The organism is Raoultella sp. T31 (assembly GCF_002806725.1).
Classification (GTDB): domain Bacteria; phylum Pseudomonadota; class Gammaproteobacteria; order Enterobacterales; family Enterobacteriaceae; genus Klebsiella; species Klebsiella electrica.
Map to the genome: position 1 here is coordinate 59679 of NZ_PIBO01000018.1, position 20774 is coordinate 80452.

The 20774-nt window shown below is 58.7% G+C and carries 21 protein-coding genes and 1 pseudogene; 18 read left to right on the top strand and 4 right to left on the bottom strand.

Going from position 1 to position 20774, the window contains the following annotated elements; translation table 11 throughout:
• Window positions 1-129 precede the first annotated feature (129 nt).
• The 4 genes from CWM52_RS14115 to CWM52_RS14130 all read right to left on the bottom strand — a co-directional run bounded on the left by CWM52_RS14115 (window position 130) and on the right by CWM52_RS14130 (window position 2310).
• A complete protein-coding gene (locus tag CWM52_RS14115; protein ID WP_100684683.1) occupies window positions 130-435 on the bottom strand; it encodes a BrnA antitoxin family protein in 306 nt (101 codons plus the stop codon).
• Window positions 422-664 (bottom strand): BrnT family toxin, encoded by a 243-nt coding sequence (locus CWM52_RS14120; protein WP_227521299.1) that lies wholly within the window; start codon window positions 662-664, stop codon window positions 422-424. The genes CWM52_RS14115 and CWM52_RS14120 overlap by 14 nt, the downstream gene beginning before the upstream one ends.
• Before the next feature lie 300 nt (window positions 665-964).
• On the bottom strand, window positions 965-1408 hold the full coding sequence (locus tag CWM52_RS14125) for a FosA family fosfomycin resistance glutathione transferase (RefSeq protein ID WP_100684684.1): 444 nt from the start codon (window positions 1406-1408) through the stop codon (window positions 965-967).
• The gene (locus CWM52_RS14130) at window positions 1402-2310 is read right to left on the bottom strand and encodes a LysR family transcriptional regulator (RefSeq protein ID WP_100684685.1); all 909 of its coding nucleotides are present in this window, start codon (window positions 2308-2310) and stop codon (window positions 1402-1404) included. Before CWM52_RS14130 ends, CWM52_RS14125 begins: the two co-directional genes overlap by 7 nt.
• An 87-nt stretch (window positions 2311-2397) precedes the next feature.
• Between CWM52_RS14130 and CWM52_RS14135 the strand changes: the two genes are divergently transcribed.
• From CWM52_RS14135 to cutC, 18 genes and pseudogenes are all read left to right on the top strand, one after another.
• Entirely contained in the window at window positions 2398-3180 is a 783-nt protein-coding gene (locus tag CWM52_RS14135) for an NAD(P)H-dependent oxidoreductase (protein WP_100684686.1), read from the top strand.
• Window positions 3181-3371: 191 nt separating this feature from the next.
• Window positions 3372-6173: pseudogene (gene dagR, locus CWM52_RS14140) on the top strand (transcriptional regulator DagR).
• 120 nt (window positions 6174-6293) lie between these two features.
• Window positions 6294-6722, top strand: coding sequence for a PTS sugar transporter subunit IIA (locus tag CWM52_RS14145; RefSeq protein WP_100684687.1), 429 nt, complete (start codon window positions 6294-6296; stop codon window positions 6720-6722).
• A 10-nt stretch (window positions 6723-6732) separates the two neighbouring features.
• Entirely contained in the window at window positions 6733-7218 is a 486-nt protein-coding gene (locus tag CWM52_RS14150) for a PTS system mannose/fructose/N-acetylgalactosamine-transporter subunit IIB (RefSeq protein ID WP_100684688.1), read from the top strand.
• A 24-nt stretch (window positions 7219-7242) separates the two neighbouring features.
• A complete protein-coding gene (locus CWM52_RS14155; RefSeq protein WP_100684689.1) occupies window positions 7243-7992 on the top strand; it encodes a PTS mannose/fructose/sorbose/N-acetylgalactosamine transporter subunit IIC in 750 nt (249 codons plus the stop codon).
• Complete coding sequence (locus CWM52_RS14160; RefSeq protein ID WP_160702579.1) at window positions 7989-8849, top strand: PTS system mannose/fructose/sorbose family transporter subunit IID; 861 nt, start codon at window positions 7989-7991, stop codon at window positions 8847-8849. Before CWM52_RS14155 ends, CWM52_RS14160 begins: the two co-directional genes overlap by 4 nt.
• 3 nt (window positions 8850-8852) lie before the next feature.
• Entirely contained in the window at window positions 8853-9962 is a 1110-nt protein-coding gene (gene dgaE, locus CWM52_RS14165; protein ID WP_100684691.1) for a D-glucosaminate-6-phosphate ammonia lyase, read from the top strand.
• A complete protein-coding gene (dagF, locus tag CWM52_RS14170; protein WP_100684692.1) occupies window positions 9949-10695 on the top strand; it encodes a 2-dehydro-3-deoxy-phosphogluconate aldolase in 747 nt (248 codons plus the stop codon). The genes dgaE and dagF overlap by 14 nt, the downstream gene beginning before the upstream one ends.
• A 149-nt stretch (window positions 10696-10844) precedes the next feature.
• Window positions 10845-11429 carry a TetR/AcrR family transcriptional regulator gene (locus CWM52_RS14175; RefSeq protein ID WP_100684693.1) on the top strand — a complete coding sequence of 195 codons (585 nt, stop codon included), beginning with the start codon at window positions 10845-10847 and terminating at the stop codon, window positions 11427-11429.
• 132 nt (window positions 11430-11561) lie between these two features.
• The gene (locus CWM52_RS14180) at window positions 11562-12374 is read left to right on the top strand and encodes a winged helix-turn-helix domain-containing protein (protein ID WP_100684694.1); all 813 of its coding nucleotides are present in this window, start codon (window positions 11562-11564) and stop codon (window positions 12372-12374) included.
• The gene (locus tag CWM52_RS14185) at window positions 12371-12889 is read left to right on the top strand and encodes a FidL-like protein (RefSeq protein ID WP_100684695.1); all 519 of its coding nucleotides are present in this window, start codon (window positions 12371-12373) and stop codon (window positions 12887-12889) included. Before CWM52_RS14180 ends, CWM52_RS14185 begins: the two co-directional genes overlap by 4 nt.
• A gap of 405 nt (window positions 12890-13294) precedes the next feature.
• Window positions 13295-13573, top strand: coding sequence for a BMC domain-containing protein (locus tag CWM52_RS14190; protein WP_010634659.1), 279 nt, complete (start codon window positions 13295-13297; stop codon window positions 13571-13573).
• A gap of 16 nt (window positions 13574-13589) precedes the next feature.
• Window positions 13590-13874, top strand: a complete 285-nt coding sequence (locus CWM52_RS14195) for a BMC domain-containing protein (RefSeq protein WP_041143877.1) — start codon at window positions 13590-13592, stop codon at window positions 13872-13874.
• A gap of 14 nt (window positions 13875-13888) precedes the next feature.
• Complete coding sequence (locus CWM52_RS14200; RefSeq protein WP_015585230.1) at window positions 13889-14167, top strand: BMC domain-containing protein; 279 nt, start codon at window positions 13889-13891, stop codon at window positions 14165-14167.
• A 53-nt stretch (window positions 14168-14220) separates the two neighbouring features.
• Window positions 14221-15822, top strand: coding sequence for an acetaldehyde dehydrogenase (acetylating) (locus CWM52_RS14205; RefSeq protein ID WP_100684696.1), 1602 nt, complete (start codon window positions 14221-14223; stop codon window positions 15820-15822).
• A gap of 26 nt (window positions 15823-15848) precedes the next feature.
• Entirely contained in the window at window positions 15849-16106 is a 258-nt protein-coding gene (locus CWM52_RS14210; protein ID WP_100684697.1) for a EutN/CcmL family microcompartment protein, read from the top strand.
• A gap of 15 nt (window positions 16107-16121) precedes the next feature.
• Entirely contained in the window at window positions 16122-17258 is a 1137-nt protein-coding gene (locus CWM52_RS14215) for a 1-propanol dehydrogenase PduQ (protein WP_100684698.1), read from the top strand.
• A 123-nt stretch (window positions 17259-17381) separates the two neighbouring features.
• On the top strand, window positions 17382-20768 hold the full coding sequence (cutC, locus tag CWM52_RS14220) for a choline trimethylamine-lyase (RefSeq protein WP_100684699.1): 3387 nt from the start codon (window positions 17382-17384) through the stop codon (window positions 20766-20768).
• Window positions 20769-20774: the final 6 nt, after the last annotated feature.

Genomic DNA, 20774 nt, shown 5'->3' on the forward strand with positions numbered 1-20774 from the left:
TCCCCCGGTGGCGCTTTGCTTACCGGGGCTACGGGTTCCCGGCCGCCTGCGGACTCATCACCCCAACAAGACGCGGCAAGCAAAGCACCAGCGGGACAACCTCTATCGCGCGCCGAACGCCGGGAACAGCTACGATTTCTTATTCTGCTCGCGCATCATCGCTTCTCTTAAAATCGCATTCAGCCGCGTTTGATAGCCTTTTCCCGGGCGTTTAAGCCACGCCATTACATCAGCATCGATGCGCACAGAGGCCTGCGTTTTTAGCGGCCGATAAAATTTACCGCGAACCGCATCTGACCACGGCTCATCGTCCGAAGAGGGGATGTCGCTGTAATCAATGCCATCATCTGATTTTTTCTCCAGCGCTTTGAGTTCGTCTTCACACTGGGCGGTAAGCGCGGTCGGGTTATCGCGTTTATGTTTAACCATGTTCATAACGACTCCTCTCTTTCTTATCTGCCTTCCGGGCGCTGATAATACGAATGACCTCCGTTCCACTTTCAAAACGGACCGAATGCGCAACAAGAATAACGATAATTCCGTGTACAAGGCCGAGGGTTTGCCATCGATATTCACCATTTTGATAGCGATCTGGTCGGGAAAGATGCTGTGGATCGTCAAAGACTAGTACCGCCTCTTCAAACCGAATCCCATGTTTTCTCAGATTGCTTGCTGCCTTGTTTGCATCTCATTCAAACTCCATTGGCATAGCATTCATCCTGATTGTATATACAAAAAAGTATAGACAATTGTCTGAAGATTATACTAACCGCGTTGGAAAAAACCTCACATTTTCAGAGTAGAGTTTGTAACGATTTCCCCCGGTGGCGCTACGCTTACCGGGGCTACGGGTTCGCAGCCGATGGAGCCAGTAGCCCGGACAAGGCGCATCAGGCGCCGCCTCCGGGGAGAAACCGCAGGGCGATTCAGGCTATTTCCCCCGGTGGCGCTTTGCTTACCGGGGCTACGGGTTTCCGGCCGCCTGCGGGTCCTCGTCATAAAACACCATCCCTTTATACGGCTGCTCGCGGCAGGCGGCCATGCGCCGGGCGAGGCTACCGACGTGCAGCTCCAGCTTGTGGCCGTCGGGGTCGAGGAAGTAATACGATGCCCCTTCGCTGCGGTTCACCTTCCACACCGCCACCCCGGCCGTTTCCAGCCGCGCGCTGAACCCGGCGAAGTCGGCTTCGGCAATGCTAAAGGCGTAGTGGGTATAGTCGCTCTCTTCCGGCGGAGTGACGCGCCGCTGCGGGTCGAGTGACAGGCACAGCCACAGGTCGCCGCAGGCGAGATAGGCGCCGCTATCCCAGCGCGCGTGCAGCCTCATCCCCAGCAGCTGCTGATAAAACGCCACGCTCGGCGCCAGGCTGCTGACCGCCAGGGTCAGGTGATTCAATCCGCTTAACATGACTTTTCCTCTAATGACATCACGACTTGCTGACGCAGCCATTGATGGGCCGGGTCACGATGCCAGCGCTCATGCCACAGCATCAACATATCAAACCCGGCCACCGCCAGCGGCGGCTCGACGACCATCAGGCCTCTGACCCCACGCACCAGCCGTTCCGGTACCACCGCCATCAGATCGCTGTTGCGCAGCGTCTCCAGCATAAACAGGAAATGTGGCACCGAAAGGACAACCCGCCGCGAAAGCCCAAGGTTGGCCAGCGCGGTATCCGTCGCGGCATGAAAACCGCCGCCGTCCGGGGAGACAATAACCTGATCCAACTGGCAAAACTGCGCCAGGCTCAACGGCACCCGCAGCGCCGGATGCCCGGCTCTGCCCGCCAGCACATAGCGTTCACTGAACAAAACACGCTGATGCAACTCCGCCGGCGCGCCGTCCCGGGTATGGAAAAACAGATCCACTTCATCACGCTCTGCCTGCGACACCAGTCGCGAAGGCTGCAGCTCAAAGACCGCCAGGCGGCTGCCCGGGGAGGCCCGACGCAGCGTGTGCAGCGCCGGGAGCAAAATCGCCGAGGCCATATAGTCCGTCGCCGCTATTCGCCAGGTCTGCGCCGCCGTCGCCGGATCGAAATGGCTGGCAGGTGCCACCGCCAGTTCGAGCGCGGCGAGCGCATCGCGCAGCGGTCCGCGCAGTTCATCGGCGCGGGCGGTCGGCAGCATACCGCGAGGCCCCGGTAGCAGTAACGGATCGGCAAAGATCTCCCGCAGTCTGGCAAGCTGGATGCTGACCGATGGCTGCGACAAGTTAAGCCGCTGCGCCGCCCGCGTGACGTTGTGCTCGCTCAACAGCACATCGAGAGTGCGCAGCAGATTGAGATCCAGACGCTGTAAATTAATCACGGCTATACCTGAGATTTAAGTAATTAATTTCTACTATAGCGTCAGCTTACTTACTCTGCAGCTCTCAATAGCTCAGAGGTGATTGCCATGAAAGTACTGCTGATTTACGCCCATCCGGAACCGCGCTCGTTGAACGGTGCGCTAAAAGATTTTGCCGTCCGGCATCTGCAAAACGCCGGCCATGAAGTGCAGGTTTCCGATCTCTACGCCATGCGCTGGAAAGCCGGTTTTGATGCCGACGACAGCAGTGCCCCGCCGGTCGGCGAGTTCTGGCGTTCGACGCTTGATTCAAAACAGGCCTTTGAACAAGGTACTCAAAGCGCGGATATCGCTGCGGAACAAGAGAAGCTGCTGTGGGCGGATACGGTGATTTTCCAGTTTCCGCTGTGGTGGTTCTCCATGCCCGCCATTATGAAAGGCTGGATCGACCGGGTTTACGCCTATGGTTTCGCCTACGGCGTCGGCGAGCACAGCGACCGCCACTGGGGCGACCGCTACGGCGAAGGCACCCTGGCGGGCAAACGAGCGATGCTGGTTGTCACTACCGGCGGCTGGGCGGAGCATTACGCTCCGCGCGGCATCAACGGCCCTATTGACGACATCCTGTTCCCCATCCAGCACGGAATGCTGTTTTATCCCGGCTTCGAGGTGCTGCCGCCGCTGGTGTTCTACCGCACGGAGAAAACAGACGAGCAGCGCTTTGCGCAGCAGTGCCGCGAACTGGCGCAGCGGCTGGATACGCTGGCGGAAACGTCCCCCATCCCGTTCCGTCGGCAAAATCACGGCGACTATCTGATCCCATCCCTGACGCTGCGCCCGGAGCTGGCGGTCGGGGAAAGCGGGCTGGCCATCCATCAGCGGGTGGATTAAGCGCAACAAGGCGATGCCCGGCCACCCGGCGTCGCCATTCAAAAATGCTGATTTAGTCCCTGACACGCTTTTTTATCCCGAAACGGCTATTTGTTGTAGTCAGACGCCCGCAACTTGGTTTCCCGTCTCTTTCTCATCGGCCAGGATGGTGTATGTTCTCAAGCATCACCTTTAAGCAATCCGGTAACGAGATGAGACGTATTGAGGTAGTACTGCGTGAACTGGAGCGGCTGACGAAGACCATCAGCCGGGACGATCTGGCCCTTGGCACCAGCGCTTTCACCGCAGAGCAAATCGGTTTTAACCTCGGCCTGGCGCGCAACTCCGTCAGCAAGGATTTAAACCAGCTGTGGAGCGACGGGCTGGTTATCAAAACCCGCGGACGCCCGGTATTCTTTCTGCATCTGCAGGCGACGCAAACCCTGCTCGAACGGCCGCTAGCAGAGTCGGAGCGTGAGATCGGCGCCATTAGCGATTTGCTGCCTGACAGGAATCTACCGTCGATTAGCGATCCGTTCGCGCTGTTGATCGGCCACGATCGCAGCCTGCGGGATGCGGTGGAAAAAGGTAAAGCGGCGGTACTCTATCCGCATGGGCTACACGTTTTGCTGACCGGCCCTTCGGGCGTCGGAAAAACTTTTTTCGCCGAACTGATGCACCGCTATGCCTGCGAGCACAGCGGCGATAGTCCTTCACCACTCGTGTACTTTAACTGCGCCGAGTACGCCAACAACCCGGAACTGCTCTCTTCTCATCTCTTTGGTCATCGACAGGGGGCGTTTACCGGCGCAACGGAGAGCAAGACGGGGCTGATTGAACAGGCCGACGGCGGCTATCTGCTACTCGACGAAGTCCATCGCCTGCCCTATGAAGGCCAGGAAAAACTCTTCTCGCTGCTGGATAAAGGCGAGTATCGCCCGCTGGGCGCCAGCGGCCCGGCGCGAAGCATCACCGTACGCCTTATCTGCGCCACCACCGAGCCGGTGAGCTCGTCGCTGCTGCGGACTTTTCAGCGGCGCATTCAGGTCGCCATCGATCTCCCCGGCATCCGCCAGCGCTCGCTGGAGGAGCAGATCGAACTGATTATCGGCTTCCTGCAGCGGGAGAGCCGCAAGATTGAGCGCTCGGTAAGCATCGATAAAACGCTGCTGCTGTGGCTGCTGAATAAGCCGCTGGAAGGCAATATCGGCCAGCTAAAAAGCGATATCCAGTTTTTATGCGCCCAGGCCTGGGCGTCAGGGATGGCGGCGCAGCACGATGTCCTGCTGCTGGATGGCAAGCTGGCGGACGGTTCCACTAACCCTACCCAGGAGCAGCGGATACTGGTCGACGCGCTGTTCAATGGTAAAACCCTGCTCAGTATTGACGCCCGCACGCTGCCCCAGCTTAAAAGCCCGGCGGGCGGCGATGGCGGCATCGAAGAGAGCGATCTGTTTTATAGCTTCCTGACCCGCGAATAAGTCAATCTACGCAACAGTAACGTTCCGCCCGCAGAGACGCTGGCCATTCTCAAAAACAAGCTCAGCTCCATTTTCGAATATGGCCTCTACAGCCGCGACAGCGGTACGCGATCACCGCGCTATGGCGACCAGATTGAAGAGCGCGTCGCCCTGCTGATTAGCTATGTCGAGCAGATCCTGGGCTTTTCCCTGCCGGAAAATCTGGTCAATCCGCTGCGCAAGCACCTGCTGGCGCTGATCGGCTACGTCCAGCGGGGGCTGATCCCGCAGCTCTACTCCTCCAGTTTAATTCTCGATCGCTGTAAAGATGAATATGAGAACGCCACCCAGCTATGCAGGAAAATCAACGATCTGCTGAATATTCAGTGCCCGGCGACGGAGGTGGTCTGGCTGTGTCTGTTCCTCAAAGAGTGCCGCCATTACCGCCAGCGGATCGGCGTCAGCCCCGACTGCGGCGTGATACTGATCGCCCACGGCGCCACCACCGCCACCAGCATGGCGCAGTACGTCAATCGGGTGCTGGAACGCGAGCTGTTCAACGCCATCGATATGCCGTTCGAACAGTCGGTACACGACACCCTGGATGCATTAATCCGGCTGATGCAGGCGCAGCGCTGGCAGCGGCTGATCCTGATCGTTGATATCGGCTCGCTGGTGCATTTCGGCAGTACCATCAGCAAGCTATTCCAGATAGACGTACTGCTGATGCCGGATATCACCCTGACCAGCCTGCTGGAGATTGGCCTCGATCTGAGCTACGAGACCAGCGAGCTGCTGCGCCTGGCGGCGCTTATGCAGGAAAAAGGCATCCCCAGCCAGCTGTGCACCCCGCAGCAGGAAAACGTCGGCAAAGTGCTGGTCATCTCCTGCATTACCGGCATGGGCACGGCGGAGAAAATCAAAACGGTGCTGGAGGAGAGCTTTGGCGAGCTGATGTCGCAGGACACCCGCATGGTGATCCTCGACTATAACGAAGTGCGCAGCCCGGAGCGCGTCCAGCAGGCCATTAACGCCCACGAGCGGCTGGCGGGGATTGTCGGGACCTTCCAGCCCGGGCTGCCGGATATTCCGTTTATCTCGCTGGAGGAGCTGTTTTCCGAGCAGGGCCCGGAGCTGGTGTTAAGCCTGCTGACCCCCGATCTCTCCAGCGCCGAGCGGCGGCTGGAGATGGAGCGCAGCGCATCCCGGTTTATCAGCGCGCTGACGATGGAAAGCATTATCAACCATATTTCGGTGCTCAACCCGCAGCGCATCCTCAAAGAGATGGAAGGCGTCCTCAGCCAGTTGCGCGCGACCCTGGCGATCGCCCCCAGCCGCCAGGTGACACTGCGCTTTCTGATCCACTGCTGCTGCATGGTCGAGCGTATCGTGATTAACCGCAAACCGTTACAGATGGCGCTGGAAATGAAGCCCGATATGGATACTCACGCGTTTAGTGTCATTAAATCCGCCTTTCACCCGGTGGAGGAGGCCTACGCCATCCGCTTATCAGATGCGGAATATATTTATATCTACGAATTATTGTATAGCTAATCCCTTTACTGGCGCGGCCCATCGGCCCGCCAGCCCCCCTCCTCTCCCGCAGATGACACTAATGCTGGCACGGCCTTTGCTCTATCAATAGCGTCTATAAAACGGCGCCAGGAGGCCACCTTGTCATCTACTGTACCTGCACACCCATTACCGCAAATTCTGCTGCTGACGCACGGCGGCTGGGGTACGCCGCTTTGCAACAGCCTGCGCATGGTCACGGGCGAAATCGAAGGCGTGACGGAAATCGCCCTGATGCCCGTCGATACCCTCGGCGAGTATTACCAGCGCGTTGAAGCGATGGTGAAGTCGATGCCGGAAGGCTCGCTGATCCTCACCGACTTTATTGGCGGCACCACCTCTAACGTCGCCGCCCGCCTGAGCGCCGATTATCCGATCGCCGTGATTTGCGGCCTCAACGCTTCGCTGCTGCTGGAAGCGCTGGATAAACGCGAACAGGGGCCGCTGACCGGCTGCGTCAACGAGCTGGTGGAAGCTGGACGCAGCAGCTGTCGCGACGTCGTCGCCCACGTGAACCAGTTAAATCATTAAGGAGCCCTTCATGGCAAAAATCGTTTTATGTCGTATCGATAGCCGTCTGATTCACGGCCAGGTTGTCACCAAGTGGGTCGGCCAGTCGCAGGCTAACCGTATCGCCGTGGTCAGCGACGAGCTCGACGCCGATCCGTTTATGAAAAATATCTACCTGATGGCGGCGCCGCCAAATATCAAAGTCGACTGTTTCAGCAATGCCAGCTTTACCGCAGCCTGGCGGGAGAACCAGCTTGGCGAAGGAAACGTGCTGGTGCTGTTTCCGTCCCTCAGCGCAATCCAGCAGGCCGTGCAGCAGGGTTTCGACGTCACCACGATTCAGGTTGGCGGACTTGGCGGCGGGCCAAACCGGAAAGCCGTATTTCAGAACATCACCCTCGATGAAAAAGACGTCGGGATCCTGGGTGAGCTGAAAAACAGCGGAATTCAGGTGTTCTTCCAGACGATCCCGGAAGATAAACCCCAGTCACTGGACGACATCCTGAAAAAATTCTAACCAGTTGATAAGCAGGTAAAAACTATGGACACATTGCTTTTTGCGAGCCTGATGGGACTCTATTACTGGTTCGCTCGATTACGTTTAGGCTATACCTTCTCCGCCATGCTGCTGCAGCCCGTCGTGGTTGCCGTTTTCGTCGGCTTACTGCTGGGCGATATGAAGACCGCGATGATCATCGGCGCGGGTATGCAGCTGGTGTATCTGGGCGTCACCTCCACGCCGGGCGGTAACGTCCCGTCGGATCCGGCGCTGGCCGCCTGTATCGCCATACCTATTGCCGTAAAGGCGGGGATGGAGCCGAACCTGGCGATCGCGCTGGCGATTCCGTTTGGCGTGATCGGGGTATTCCTCGATCAGCTACGTCGGACGCTGAACGCAGCATGGGTCCATATGGCTGATAAACATGCCGAAAGCGCCAATATGGCGGGGATCATGCGCTGCGCCTTTATCTACCCAGCCCTGCTTGGGTTGCTGCTGCGCTTCCCGGTGGTCTTTGCCGCCAACTACTTCGGACAAAACGTGGTCGAGAAGTTCCTCAAGCTAATGCCGCATTGGCTGACCCACTCGTTTGAAATTATGGGCGGCATCCTGCCCGCGCTGGGCTTCGCCATCACCATCATGGTGATTGGTAAGAAGAGCCTGCTGCCCTGGTTTATCGGCGGATTCTTTGCGGTGCTCTACCTGAAGGTGGACATCATGGCGATGGCGATTTTCGGTACCTGCGTGGCCTTCCTGATTAAAGGCCTCGCCAAAAATGAAGGGGCGGCATAATGAGTAGCGATGTCATGCAACATGAGCTGGTTGAACGGGCCCGCGAAAGCCGGGCGCTGAGCAAGGCCGATATCACCAGGGCCTGGCTGATTTACTGGCTGGGGGCGGAAGTCTCCAGCTCCTACGAGCGTCTGCAAAGCCTGGTGTTCTGCGCCTCGATGACGCCGATTATCAAAAAGCTGTATCCGGAGAAAGAAGAACAGGCCGAGGCCCTGAAACGCCACCTGAACTTCTTTAACTCCGAGCAAACTTTCGGCTCGGTTATCCAGGGTATATCTATCGCCATGGAAGAGCAGAAAACCCGTGGAGAACCGATTAGCGACGCCTCCATTACCGGCATCAAAACCGGCCTGATGGGGCCGCTGGCCGGAATGGGCGACTCAATAATCTGGGCCGCAGTTATGCCGCTGCTAATTGCGATCTTTATCCCCTTTGCCGCCAACGGCAGCGCCTTCGGCGGTATTGCGCCGCTGATCCTCTATCCGGCAATCACCATGGCGATAAGCTACGGGCTGGTGCATAAAGGCTACACCCTCGGGCGTGATTCGATAATTGGCCTGCTGCAAGGGGGGCGCATTAAGGAGCTCATCTACGGTGCCAACGTGTTGGGTCTGATCATGATGGGCGCGCTTTCGGCAAGCTATGTCAAAATCACCACGCCGCTGAAAATCAGCGCGCTGAAAGGCTCTGATGTGGTGGTGCAGCAGATCCTCGACTCTATTGCTCCGGGTCTGCTGCCGCTGGCGGCGGTCTTTGCCGTCTACTTCTATCTGCTGAAAAAGGGTCCGCGCTACACCACGATTTTACTGTCTATTGTCGCAATCAGCATCGTTTGTTCACTGACGGGAGTGCTGTAGGCCATGAACGGTAATATTTATCAACAGCTCGGACTAAAGCGGGTGATTAACGCCTGCGGCAAAATGACGATCCTCGGCGTATCGTCCGTTGACCCGGAGGTGATGCAGGCCGCCACCGAAGCCGCCAGAGCATTCGTTGAAATCGATAAGCTCACCGACCGAGCCGGGGAACTTATCTCCACCCACACCGGCGCCGAGGATAGCTACCTGACGTCGTGCGCCTCGGCGGGAATTGCTATCGCGGTAGCGGCGGCGATCACCCGCGGCGAGCCGGATAAGGTCGCGCAGATGCCGGACAGCAGCGGTCTGGCAAACGAAATCATTATCCTGCGCGGTCACAACGTCGATTACGGCGCGCCGATAACCAGCGCGATTCGCCTCGGCGGAGGACGGATTGTCGAGGTCGGGTCCAGCAATCTCGCCGCACGCTGGCAACTGGAGAGTGCCGTCAGCGAGCGTACGGCGGCGCTACTATTTGTCAAATCGCACCACTGCGTGCAAAAAGGGATGCTGGGCATCGACGACTTTGTGCAGGTTGCCCGCCAGCATAACCTGCCGCTGATTATCGATGCCGCCGCCGAAGAGGATCTTCGGCTGTGGGTTGCGACCGGCGCAGATATGGTGATTTACAGTGGCGCCAAAGCCTTCAATGCCCCAACCTCCGGCTTTGTTAGCGGAAAAAGAAACTGGATCGCGGCCTGCAAAGCGCAGCATAACGGCATCGCCAGGGCGATGAAGATTGGCAAAGAAAACATGGTCGGCCTGGTGTACGCCCTCAATCGCTATCAGGCAGCCGCTCCAGCGCCCGATGCGACCACCCTGCGTCCCTTCGCCGAGGCGATATCCGCCCTACGCGGGCTGAAGGCGGATATCGAACAGGATGAGGCAGGACGGGCCATCTGGCGCATTCGGGTCAGGGTCGATAAAGAAGCCCTGGGCCTCAACGCCAACGAAGTCGAAGCCAGGCTACGCGGTGGCGAAATTGCCATTTATGCCCGCCGCTACGCTTTGCATCAGGGCGTGTTTAGCCTTGATCCACGGACCATTGCCGAGGGTGAGATGACGCTTATCATTGCGCGGCTTAAGGAGATTACCGAGCATGCAGCAGATTAATTTTTACCGCCAGCGGGTAGCGATTAACGTTCTGGCAAAAGATATCGCCAACGCCCGTGAGATTTACGACGCCGCCGAAGGCCATGCGGTGATCGGCGTTTTATCCGCACAATTTTCTACCGTGGATGAAGGTGTGGCAGAAGTGCGCCGTTGGATGACAGAAATTCCCGCTATTTCCGTCGGCCTGGGGGCAGGCGATCCGGCACAGTTCTATAAAGCGGCGATGATTTCGGCGAAGCTTCATCCCGCCCATGTAAATCAGACCTTTACGGGATGCGGCTTTGCCGCAGGCGCGCTGGCCGCCACCGGCGGGCAAAACACGCGGATCAATGCGTTGATAAGCCCCACCGGCAGGCCCGGAGAGGTACTTATCTCGACTGGGGTAAGCAGCGGAAACGGAACACCGGCCCACGTATCCACTGATGCGGCGGTGAGGATGATTCAGGATATGGGCGCGCACGCTGCAAAATTCTTTCCTATGGACGGCGAACGCTCGCTGGATGAACTAAAGGCTCTTGCCCAAAGCGCCGCGCAAAACGGCATGACGCTGATTGAACCCACCGGCGGTATCGACCTGAATAACTTCGCCGCCATTCTGCAGGCCTGCCTGCAGGCCGGCGTTGCGCAGGTGATGCCCCATATCTACAGCTCAATCATCGACCCGCAGAGCGGGAATACCCGCCCGGAAGATATTCGCCAGCTGATGAGTATCGTGAAGGATCTTGTCGATTAAAGACTCGGCCGCGTGCGACAGCGACTGCCGCACGCCACGTGCTGATTTCTATGACAAATTGTGAGCCTCCGCGCAATAACGACATTCCACCGCCGCACACGCCCCCTCACATTGATAGCGATCAAAAATAATCATACCGTCTGGTCGGTATGATTCGGGCCATGAATACAGAAGCCCAGCACCGAAAAAAAGATCCCGTCCGTCTGCACCGCCAATTGCTTGAGTCAGCGGCGATGATTGCCGGTCGGGATGGTATCGCCGCACTCTCGCTGAACGCCGTCGCGCGCGAGGCGGGGGTCAGTAAAGGCGGACTCCTGCACCACTTTCCCAATAAACAGGCGCTGATCTTCGCTCTGTTCGCCCGGCTGCTGGCGATTATGGAAAAGGCGATAAGCGAGCTGATGGCCGCCGATAATATCGCCTACGGACGCTTTACCCGCGCCTATTTGCACTATCTGTCCAACCCGGAACTGATGGATACCCACGAAAGCCGCCAGTTGATGGTGCTGTCGCTGGCGATGCCGGATGAGCCAGTGCTGAGAAAATGCTGGCGCGACTGGATGCTGGGGCATCTGGCGCAGGGCGATGCGCTGGATAATAGCCATACCGGTACCCTGGTGCGCTATGCGGCGGACGGTATCTGGCTGTCGGAACTAACGGAGGGGCGCACCATGGGCGTCGACCACCGACGATCGCTGGTGAGCGATCTGACGCAAATGACGCTGCCGGCATGATGCAGGAAAGGGCTGCCCGGTCAGGCGTTATGCAGGGTTGCAGGCCGTCTGGAGCACCCGGACATACGTGAGTACCCGGGACCAGACAGACAAATAAAATCGCCTCATGAAGGCTCTTAGATCGAGGCCGCGATGCGCTACAACATCAATGCCCGTCTCATTTATGATGCAACGGACGGCACACTCACCCTACCGGGAAGCGGCGAACCTGACAGCCAGCTGTCTATCACCGCCAGCGCGCTGCTCTACTATTTCCTGCGCCATACCGATGTTATCAGCCGCGATGAGGTACTGAAAAAAGTCTGGGACGACAACGGGTTAACCTCATCCAACAGCAACCTTAACCAGTATCTGAGCATGCTGCGCAAAACCTTCCGCCATTATGACATCGAGAACATCATCGTCACGGTGTCGCGCGGCATGCTGCAGCTCAACCCCGAATTAACTATCGCCATCATTGACGACCTGCCCGAGGCAACGCCTTCGCCCGCGGCGGAAATCGCGCCGATGCCGGAGTCCGGGCCCCCCTTCACCCGCGCCGAGGAAACCTCCGCCCCCTCCCGGCATGCGCGAGGCACCTGCTGGTATATGGCTGGCGCCAGCCTGCTGGCCATCGCCCTACTGCTGCTGGCGTTTGCTTTCGTCGGCGGTAACGCATCCCGCCCCATTACCCTGACGCAGATGACCCACAGCCAGTGCGAACTGCTGGCCAGCGACGAGATGCTGCGATCGGTCTCCGCCACCGCCTACGGCAAAAATTTTGATGAGGTGCGCCAGCGGCTGAAGCTGGAGTGTAAACCCGGCGAACGCTTCGTCTTCTTCTATGGCGACAGGCTGGAAACTAACGGCCTGGGCCGGGTGTTTCTCGCCCACTGCGCGATGCATGAAGATAACCCGTTCAGCTACTGCGATAACTATTTCTACTACTCCTGGAAGCCGCAATGAGACTCGCTCCTCGCCCCTTCTTCGCCCTCTCTACGCTGGTATTGATCGTCGCGGCCGGAGTCAGCGCCTGGAAACTGCTGCCCGTTGAAAAAAATGGCATGATGAGCTGCTCAAGCAAAGCGATCATGCGTTTTGAAAACATGGAGAAAGAGAACGTCAACGGCAATATTCATTTTAATTTTGCCGCCAACGGCAAGGGCTCGATGGTGGTCGAGGGCTATACCGACTCTGCGGCCGGCTGGCTCTATCTGCAGCGCTACGTCCAGTTTAACTGGACCAGCCAACGCATCTCATCGACCGAACGCCACTACCGCATCAGTAAGTGGGAATCCAGCGCCTCGTCAATCGATGAGTCCCCGGACGTTATCTTTGCCTACTTTATGCGTGAAATGTCCGACAGCCACGATGGCCTGTTTCTCAACGCCCAGAAGCTCAACGAGAAAGCGATTCTGCTGAGCTCCATCAACTCTCCGCTCTATGTCTGCACCCTGAAATCCGGCAGTCAGTTCGATTAACCCGCTCCCCCCGCCTTCCTGGTTTCGCCCTCGCCGCGAAAGCGCACTTTTTGCATTTATCTGGCGGGCAAAAACATGATCATACCCACACTTAATTGAGGGATATATTACCCCGCGTGCGCAATAAATTAGCACCCCGTTAACATTCCCCGCCGCGCGTCTCAACGCGCCAAAAACCGCCTGCGGCAACGCCAAATCTCGCACGATCGCTCAGCATAAACAGATAAATCAATGGCTAAAAAAGGCTAAATCACAGAGTAAAAAACTAAAAACAAACCCCTCACGGATTTAAATTTCACTCCTTTTCCATTTCCCTATAGTGGATTTCGAACGCCGCTGCCGCGTGTTGACGCCGTTACGCGGACGGTTTTCCCGAATCACAAAACCTGCTCTGGAGGAGAAACAATGGGTGATGCATTGGGGCTTATTGAAACCAAAGGTCTGGTGGCCTGCATTGAAGCAGCGGACGCGATGTGCAAATCCGCCAACGTCGAGCTGATTAGCTATGAAAACATCGGCTCCGGGCTGGTCACCGTTATGGTGAAGGGCGACGTCGGCGCGGTGAAAGCGGCGGTGGATTCCGGCGTGGAATCGGCGCAGCGCATCGGGGAAGTGGTGACCTCGCTGGTTATCGCTCGTCCGCATAACGACATCAACAAAATCGTCATTAAACACAAGGCTTAAGGCCAGGAGAACGCAAATGGGTGATGCATTAGGTCTGATTGAAACCAAAGGTCTGGTGGCCTGTATCGAAGCCGCCGATGCGATGTGTAAAGCCGCCAACGTCGAGCTGATCGGCTATGAAAACGTCGGTTCCGGGCTGGTCACCGCGATGGTGAAAGGCGACGTCGGCGCAGTGAAAGCGGCGGTGGATTCCGGCGTCGAATCGGCGCAGCGCATTGGGGAAGTGGTGACCTCGCTGGTTATCGCCCGTCCACATAACGACATCAACAAGATCGTCGCGCATTACAAAGTCGCGGAATAACGGGAGACAACATGATGAAAGAAGCGCTAGGGCTTATCGAAACCAAAGGTCTGGTGGCCTGTATTGAAGCCGCCGATGCGATGTGTAAAGCCGCCAACGTCGAGCTGATTGGCTATGAAAACGTCGGCTCCGGACTGGTCACCGCAATGGTGAAAGGCGATGTCGGCGCCGTTAACGCCGCCGTTGACTCCGGCGTGGAAGCGGCAAAACGCATCGGGGAAGTGGTCACCTCTCGCGTCATTGCGCGTCCGCATAACGATATCGAAAAAATCGCGTCGCAGCATAAAGCATGACCTGACAGGGCGCGCCCCGTCTCCACTCTTTTAGTCTGATGAAGGATAGACTCATGATTGAACTGGATAACGATTTGCAGTCCCGCCAGAACGCGCGGGAACTGGTGCGCAGCGCCAAAAAGGCTCAGGCGATTCTGGCCACCTTTTCGCAGCAACAAATCGACGCCATCGTGAAAAACGTGGCCCAGGAAGCCGCGCACCACGCCGAAGCGCTGGCGAAAATGGCTGCGGAAGAGACCGGATTTGGCAACTGGCAGGATAAAGTGCTGAAGAACCGTTTCGCTTCGCTGCGCGTTTACGACGCCATCAAAGATATGAAGACCGTCGGCATCATTCATGACGATCCGCTAAAAAAAGTGATGGACGTGGGCGTGCCGCTGGGCGTGATTTGTGCGCTGGTCCCGTCGACCAACCCTACCTCTACCGTGATCTACAAAACGCTGATTGCCCTGAAAGCCGGCAACGCGATTATCTTCTCCCCGCATCCGGGCGCCCGTCAGTGTAGCTGGAAGGCGATTGAGATAGTCAAACGCGCGGCTGAAGCGGCAGGCGCGCCGGCGGGCAGCGTCGACGCCATTAGCCAACTGACCCTCGAAGCCACTTCAGAACTGATGCACAGCAAAGACGTCTCGCTGATTCTGGCGACCGGCGGCGAAGGCATGGTTCGCGCGGCCTACGCTTCCGGCACTCCGACCATCAGCGGCGGCCCGGGAAACGGACCGGCCTTTATCGAGCGCAGCGCCGATCTTCATCACGCGGTGAAAGATATTATCACCAGCAAAACCTTCGATAATGGGGTGATCTGCGCCTCCGAGCAGTCAATCATCGTCGAACGCTGCATTTATAACGATGTGCATCGTGAACTCGAAGCCCAGGGCGCCTACTTCATGAATGCCGGTGAAGCGGCCAAAATGGCGGCTCTGCTGCTGCGCCCGAACGGCACCATCAACCCGAAAGTGGTGGGTAAAACCGCGCTGTATCTCAGCCAGCTTGCCGGGTTCAGCGTTCCGGCCAGCACCAAAGTGCTGATCGCCGAGCAGACTACCGTCTCTCACCAGAACCCTTACTCCCGCGAAAAACTGTGTCCGGTTCTCGGCCTGTATGTGGAAGAGGACTGGAAGGCGGCCTGCAACCGGGTGATGGAACTGCTGACCAACGAAGGGCTCGGCCATACGCTGGTTATCCATACCCGCAATCAGGACGTGATTCGCCAGTTCTGCCTCGAAAAACCGGTTAACCGCATTTTGATTAACACCCCGGCGGCGCTGGGCGGCATCGGCGCGACCACCAATATCACCCCGGCGCTGACCCTCGGCTGCGGCGCGGTGGGCGGCGGTTCCAGCTCCGATAACGTCGGCCCGATGAACCTGCTCAACATCCGCCGGGTCGGCTACGGCGTGCGCTCCATCGATGAACTGCGCGCTCCGGGCAGCCGCCCTGAACCGCAGCCGACCATCGTCACGCCCGCAGATAACCCGCAGCGCAGCATTCTCGACGACGTGCGCTTCACCGCGCCGGCCGACGCCCCGGCGCCCCTTAGCGCAACGGCGGACGATCGTTTTGCGGTCGCCGCCGCCGTCGAAGCGGAAGGCGAGATCAACGAGCAGAACGTGGAACGCATCATCCGCCAGGTGCTTGAGCGCTTAGGCCAGTAATGCATTGAAATAAGGCGATAAAAACAATGATTCTCGCAAAGGTAGTCGGACATGTCGTCGCCACGCAGAAATGCGCAGAGCTACGCGGCAGTAACCTGCTGCTGATCGTCAAACTCGACGATAACCAGCAGCCCATGAAGGACCAGACCTGGGTCGCCGTCGATAGCGTCGGCGCCGGCATGCACGACATCGTCCTGGCTGAAGAGTATTTCGCGCTCAACGCCGAGCGCTACAAAGCCATGTCGGTGGTCGCCATTGTCGAGAACGTGTTTCGGGACGCTTAAGGAGTGAATAACCCAATGAGTGAATTTTTGCTGAAACCCCGGATCCGCTTTGGTCAGGACGCGCTAGCGGTTCTGGACACGCTTCCCGCCCACAACGCCCTGCTGGTGACCGATAAGGCGATGGTCAAATTTGGTCTCGCCGAACGCGTAACTGGCCCCTGGCGCCAGCGCGGCATCGCCTTCCAGGTCTGGGACGACGTAGCGGCGGATCCGGATATCGCCACCGTCGTGCGCGGGATGAAGGTGATGGATGCCCGCTATCCGGACCTGGTGGTGGCGCTGGGCGGCGGGTCGGTGATTGATGCGGCCAAAGCGGTTATTTTCGCCCTCGCGCAGACCCGACCGCAGGCCGGGCGCCAGCGTCCCTGCTTCGTGGCGATCCCGACCACCAGCGGCACCGGTTCCGAAGTGACCGCCTTTTCGGTCGTCAAGGCGCATGCCGAAAAACTGGTGCTGGTGGACCCGATGCTGCTGCCGGATATCGCCATTCTCGACCCGGCGCTGGTGGCCTCAGTACCACCCGCAATCACCGCCGACACCGGGATGGACGTGCTGTGCCACGCGCTGGAAGCCTACGTCTCCCGTGCCGCCAGCGACTTTTCCGATGCGCTGGCGGAAAAAGTGGTGCAGCAGGTTTTCCGCTATCTGCCCACCTGCTGGCGCAGCGGCGACAACCTGCTGGCTCGCGAGAAGATGCACAACGCCTCCTGCATGGCGGGCATGGCGTTTACCAACGCCTCGCTGGGCATCACCCATAGCCTGGCCCATGCGCTTGGCGGCGTCTTTCGCGTCCCCCACGGCCGTGCGAACGCGCTGTTAATGGCCGAAGTGGTGGCCTGGAACGCCGATTATCACGGGCAGTGCGCGACCGAGGCCGCCCACAAATATGCGCGCTTAGCCCATCTGCTGGATCTGCCGGCGGCCAATCCCCGCCAGGGCGTCGCCAGCCTGCTGGTCGCCATTCAGACGTTAAAAGACGAAATGACGATGCCGGCCGGCATTCGCGATACCGGCGTCGAGGCAGGCGAGTTTGAACAGCGCCTGGCGGAGATGGTTGGCCAGGCGCTACGCGACAGCTGTACGCCGACCAATCCACGCACGCCGGACGCCAACGCGTTAACCGGGCTTTATCGCCGGGCCTGGTCCGGTTGACTGGAGTCGCCCGGCGGCGCTCCGCTTGCACGGGCCTACGGATAACGCGCTAGTAGGCCGGGTCAGCGCAGCGCCACCCGGCAACAATGCGGGCAACTAACAAGAACATCTGGAGAATACTTCATGGCACACTACAGCTTAACGCCGCGCGTCAACGTGTTGGCAGACCGTTTACTCTCACAAAAAAGCACCCTGTGCACCGAGCATGCCGCCACGTTGAACACCCTTGATGGCGATATCGCCGGCATTCCCGCCGCCGTCAAACCAGCGCGTCGTTTCTATGAGTTGATGCGCCAGCTGCCGCTGTGCATCAGCCCCGATGAGCTTATTGTCGGCGATCAGACCCGCAAACCGCACGGGGCGATTTTCCACGACGAGAGCGCCGCCCGTCGCCCGTCTGCGTTCCAGTTCCTCAACCTGAATAGCGACCTCGATTCCCCGGATTACAAGCTGGTGATCGAAAAAGGCGTGCTGGCGATAAAACATCAGCTGGAAGAGAAAACCCGCGCGCTGGGCAGCGCCGTCAGCCGCAGCGGCATGGACGAAGTCAACGGTTGTCGTGCCGCCATTTACGCCTGCGACGCCCTCCTCGCCCTGGCGCAGAATCTGGCCACCAGCGCCGAAACGCTCGCGGCGGCGGAAAGCAACCCGTATCGCCAGGCCGAGCTGCTGGAGAGCGCGGCGATTCTGCATCACGTTCCGGCCCACCCGGCACGTAACTTCAAAGAGGCCTGCCAGGCATTTTATCTGTTTCAGCTGGCGCTGCAGCTGGACAACGGCAGCTACGCGGTGAACCCGGAAGGCGCCGACAAAGCCCTGCTGCCTTACTACCAGCACGATATCAACAACGGCACCCTGACGCCGCAGCAGGCCTACGAAATTGTGGAGTGCCTGTGGTTCAAACTGGCGCAACTGAGCGAAGTCCGCGCCGCCTGCGCTATCGACGGTTATCCGATGTTTGATGCCATGCTGCATGGCGCAAGTCTTGATAACGCGCGCATTAACGCACTCTCCGACATGTTCCTCAGCGCCCAGCACAATCTGAGCTCGCTCAATCTGCCGGTGCGTCTGTTCAGTGGTGCAAAGCGCGTTTCCGCCGCGCCGTTTGCCGCCTGTAGCGACACGACAACAGCAGAAGGGCTGACTCCGCGCATGCAGCGTCTGCGCAACCACTACCTGACGGTACGCCCGAGCGTCTCTATCTATCGCGCGCTGGCCTTTACCGAGGTGGTGAAAGCCAATCCGGGCATGCCGACCATTCTGCTGCGCGCCAAAGCTTTCCGTCACGCCTGCGAAACCGCGCCGATTCTGATTCAGGACGATGAGCTGATCGTCGGCCATCCGTGCGGCAAGCCGCGCGCCGGGGCCTTCTCGCCGGATATCGCCTGGCGCTGGGTGCGCGACGAACTTGATACCATGAGCACCCGACCGCAGGATCCGTTTGAGATCAGCGAAGAAGATAAGAAAACCATCCGCGAAGAGATCGTCCCGTTCTGGGAAGGCCGCTCGCTGGATGAGATCTGTGAAGCCCAGTACCGCGAAGCGGGGGTATGGGCGTTCAGCGGCGAAACCTTCGTCAGCGACCTCTCCTACCATCAGATCAACGGCGGCGGCGATACCTGCCCGGGCTATGACGTGCTGCTGTTCACCAAAGGGATGAACGGCATTAAAGCCGACGCTGAGACGCATCTTGCCAGCCTGAGCATGGAAAACCCGGAAGATATCGACCGCATCTACTACTACAAGGCGGCGATTGAAACCTGCGAAGGGGTGATCAACTACGCTCAGCGCATCGCCGCGCACGCTCGTGAACTGGCCGCTACTGAGCAAAACGCCCAGCGTCGCGCCGAGCTGCTGACCATCGCCGAGGTGAACCAGAACGTCCCGGCGAACCCGCCGAAGACCCTGCAGGAGGCGCTGCAAAGTATCTGGACCGTAGAGTCGCTGTTTGAAATTGAAGAGAACCAGACCGGCCTGTCGCTGGGCCGCGTGGACCAGTACTGCTACCCGATGTTTGCAGCCGATATTCGCGAAGGCCGCCTGACTCACGAAGCTGCGCTGGAGCTGCTGCAGGCGTTTATCATCAAATGCGCCGAGCTGATGTGGATATCCAGCGAGCTGGGGGCGAAATACTTCGCCGGTTATCAGCCGTTTATCAACCTGACCGTTGGCGGCCAGAAGCGCTCCGGCGGCGATGCCTGTAACGACCTGACTTACCTGATTATGGACGCCGTGCGCTTTGTGAAGGTTTACCAGCCGTCGCTGGCCTGCCGTATTCACAACCAGTCGCCGCAGAAGTACATGGAAAAAATCGTCGACGTCGTCAAGGCGGGGATGGGCTTCCCGGCCTGCCACTTCGATGATTCCCATATCAAGATGATGCTGCGCAAGGGCTTCGATTTTGAAGACGCCCGCGACTACTGCCTGATGGGCTGCGTCGAGCCGCAGAAATCCGGCCGCATCTACCAGTGGACCTCCACCGGCTATACCCAGTGGCCTATCGCCATCGAATTCGTCTTAAACCGTGGCCGGATGGTGCTGTTTGATAGCTATCAGGGGCTGGATACCGGCGATCTGCGTGAGCTGCGCACCTTCGAAGCGTTTGACGCGGCGGTGAAACAGCAAATTGCCCATATCGTTCGTCTGTCGGCGATTGGCACGGTGATCAGCCAGCGCGTGCACCGCGACGTGGCGCCGAAACCGCTGATGTCGCTGCTGGTGGAAGGCTGTATGGAGAGCGGCAAAGACGTCGCCGCTGGCGGCGCGGTGATCAACCACGGTCCGGGGCTGATCTTCTCCGGCCTGGCGACCTACGTCGATTCGATGGCAGCGATCCGTAAGCTGGTGTTCGAAGATAAGAAATACACCCTCGAGCAGGTGCGCGACGCGCTGCTGGCGAACTTCGACGGCTTTGAGGCCCTGCGCCGCGACTGCCTGAACGCGCCGAAATACGGTAACGACGATAACTACGTTGACCAGTACGCGCTGGATATCACCGAGTGGACCGAGCGCGAGTGCCGCAAATACAAAATGCTCTACTCCACGCTGAGCCACGGCACCCTCTCTATCTCCAACAACACGCCGATTGGCGAGCTGACCAACGCCACGCCGAACGGCCGTCTGGCGTGGATGCCACTCTCCGACGGAATCAGCCCGACGCAGGGGGCGGATAAGCAGGGGCCAACCGCCATTATCAAGTCAGTCAGCAAGATGAACGTGGAGACCATGAATATCGGCATGGTGCATAACTTCAAGTTCCTCAAAGGGTTGCTGGACACGCCGGAAGGGCGCCATGGCCTGATTACCCTGCTGCGCACGGCATCGATTCTCGGCAACGGCCAGATGCAGTTCAGCTACGTCGATAACGAAGTGCTGAAAAAAGCGCAGCAGGAGCCGGAAAAATATCGCGACCTGATCGTCCGCGTGGCGGGCTACAGCGCCTACTTCGTTGAGCTGTGCAAAGAGGTACAGGACGAAATCATCAGCCGTACGGTGATTGAGAAGTTCTGATAAACA

Coding starts and splice junctions, on each gene's coding strand:
- CWM52_RS14115 (WP_100684683.1), bottom strand. CDS start 435: ATGAACATGGTTAAACATAAACGCGATAACCCGACCGCGCTTACCGCC.
- CWM52_RS14125 (WP_100684684.1), bottom strand. CDS start 1,408: ATGTTAAGCGGATTGAATCACCTGACCCTGGCGGTCAGCAGCCTGGCG.
- CWM52_RS14135 (WP_100684686.1), top strand. CDS start 2,398: ATGAAAGTACTGCTGATTTACGCCCATCCGGAACCGCGCTCGTTGAAC.
- CWM52_RS14150 (WP_100684688.1), top strand. CDS start 6,733: ATGGCAAAAATCGTTTTATGTCGTATCGATAGCCGTCTGATTCACGGC.
- CWM52_RS14155 (WP_100684689.1), top strand. CDS start 7,243: ATGGACACATTGCTTTTTGCGAGCCTGATGGGACTCTATTACTGGTTC.
- dgaE (WP_100684691.1), top strand. CDS start 8,853: ATGAACGGTAATATTTATCAACAGCTCGGACTAAAGCGGGTGATTAAC.
- dagF (WP_100684692.1), top strand. CDS start 9,949: ATGCAGCAGATTAATTTTTACCGCCAGCGGGTAGCGATTAACGTTCTG.
- CWM52_RS14175 (WP_100684693.1), top strand. CDS start 10,845: ATGATTCGGGCCATGAATACAGAAGCCCAGCACCGAAAAAAAGATCCC.
- CWM52_RS14180 (WP_100684694.1), top strand. CDS start 11,562: ATGCGCTACAACATCAATGCCCGTCTCATTTATGATGCAACGGACGGC.
- CWM52_RS14185 (WP_100684695.1), top strand. CDS start 12,371: ATGAGACTCGCTCCTCGCCCCTTCTTCGCCCTCTCTACGCTGGTATTG.
- CWM52_RS14190 (WP_010634659.1), top strand. CDS start 13,295: ATGGGTGATGCATTGGGGCTTATTGAAACCAAAGGTCTGGTGGCCTGC.
- CWM52_RS14195 (WP_041143877.1), top strand. CDS start 13,590: ATGGGTGATGCATTAGGTCTGATTGAAACCAAAGGTCTGGTGGCCTGT.
- CWM52_RS14200 (WP_015585230.1), top strand. CDS start 13,889: ATGAAAGAAGCGCTAGGGCTTATCGAAACCAAAGGTCTGGTGGCCTGT.
- CWM52_RS14205 (WP_100684696.1), top strand. CDS start 14,221: ATGATTGAACTGGATAACGATTTGCAGTCCCGCCAGAACGCGCGGGAA.
- CWM52_RS14210 (WP_100684697.1), top strand. CDS start 15,849: ATGATTCTCGCAAAGGTAGTCGGACATGTCGTCGCCACGCAGAAATGC.
- CWM52_RS14215 (WP_100684698.1), top strand. CDS start 16,122: ATGAGTGAATTTTTGCTGAAACCCCGGATCCGCTTTGGTCAGGACGCG.
- cutC (WP_100684699.1), top strand. CDS start 17,382: ATGGCACACTACAGCTTAACGCCGCGCGTCAACGTGTTGGCAGACCGT.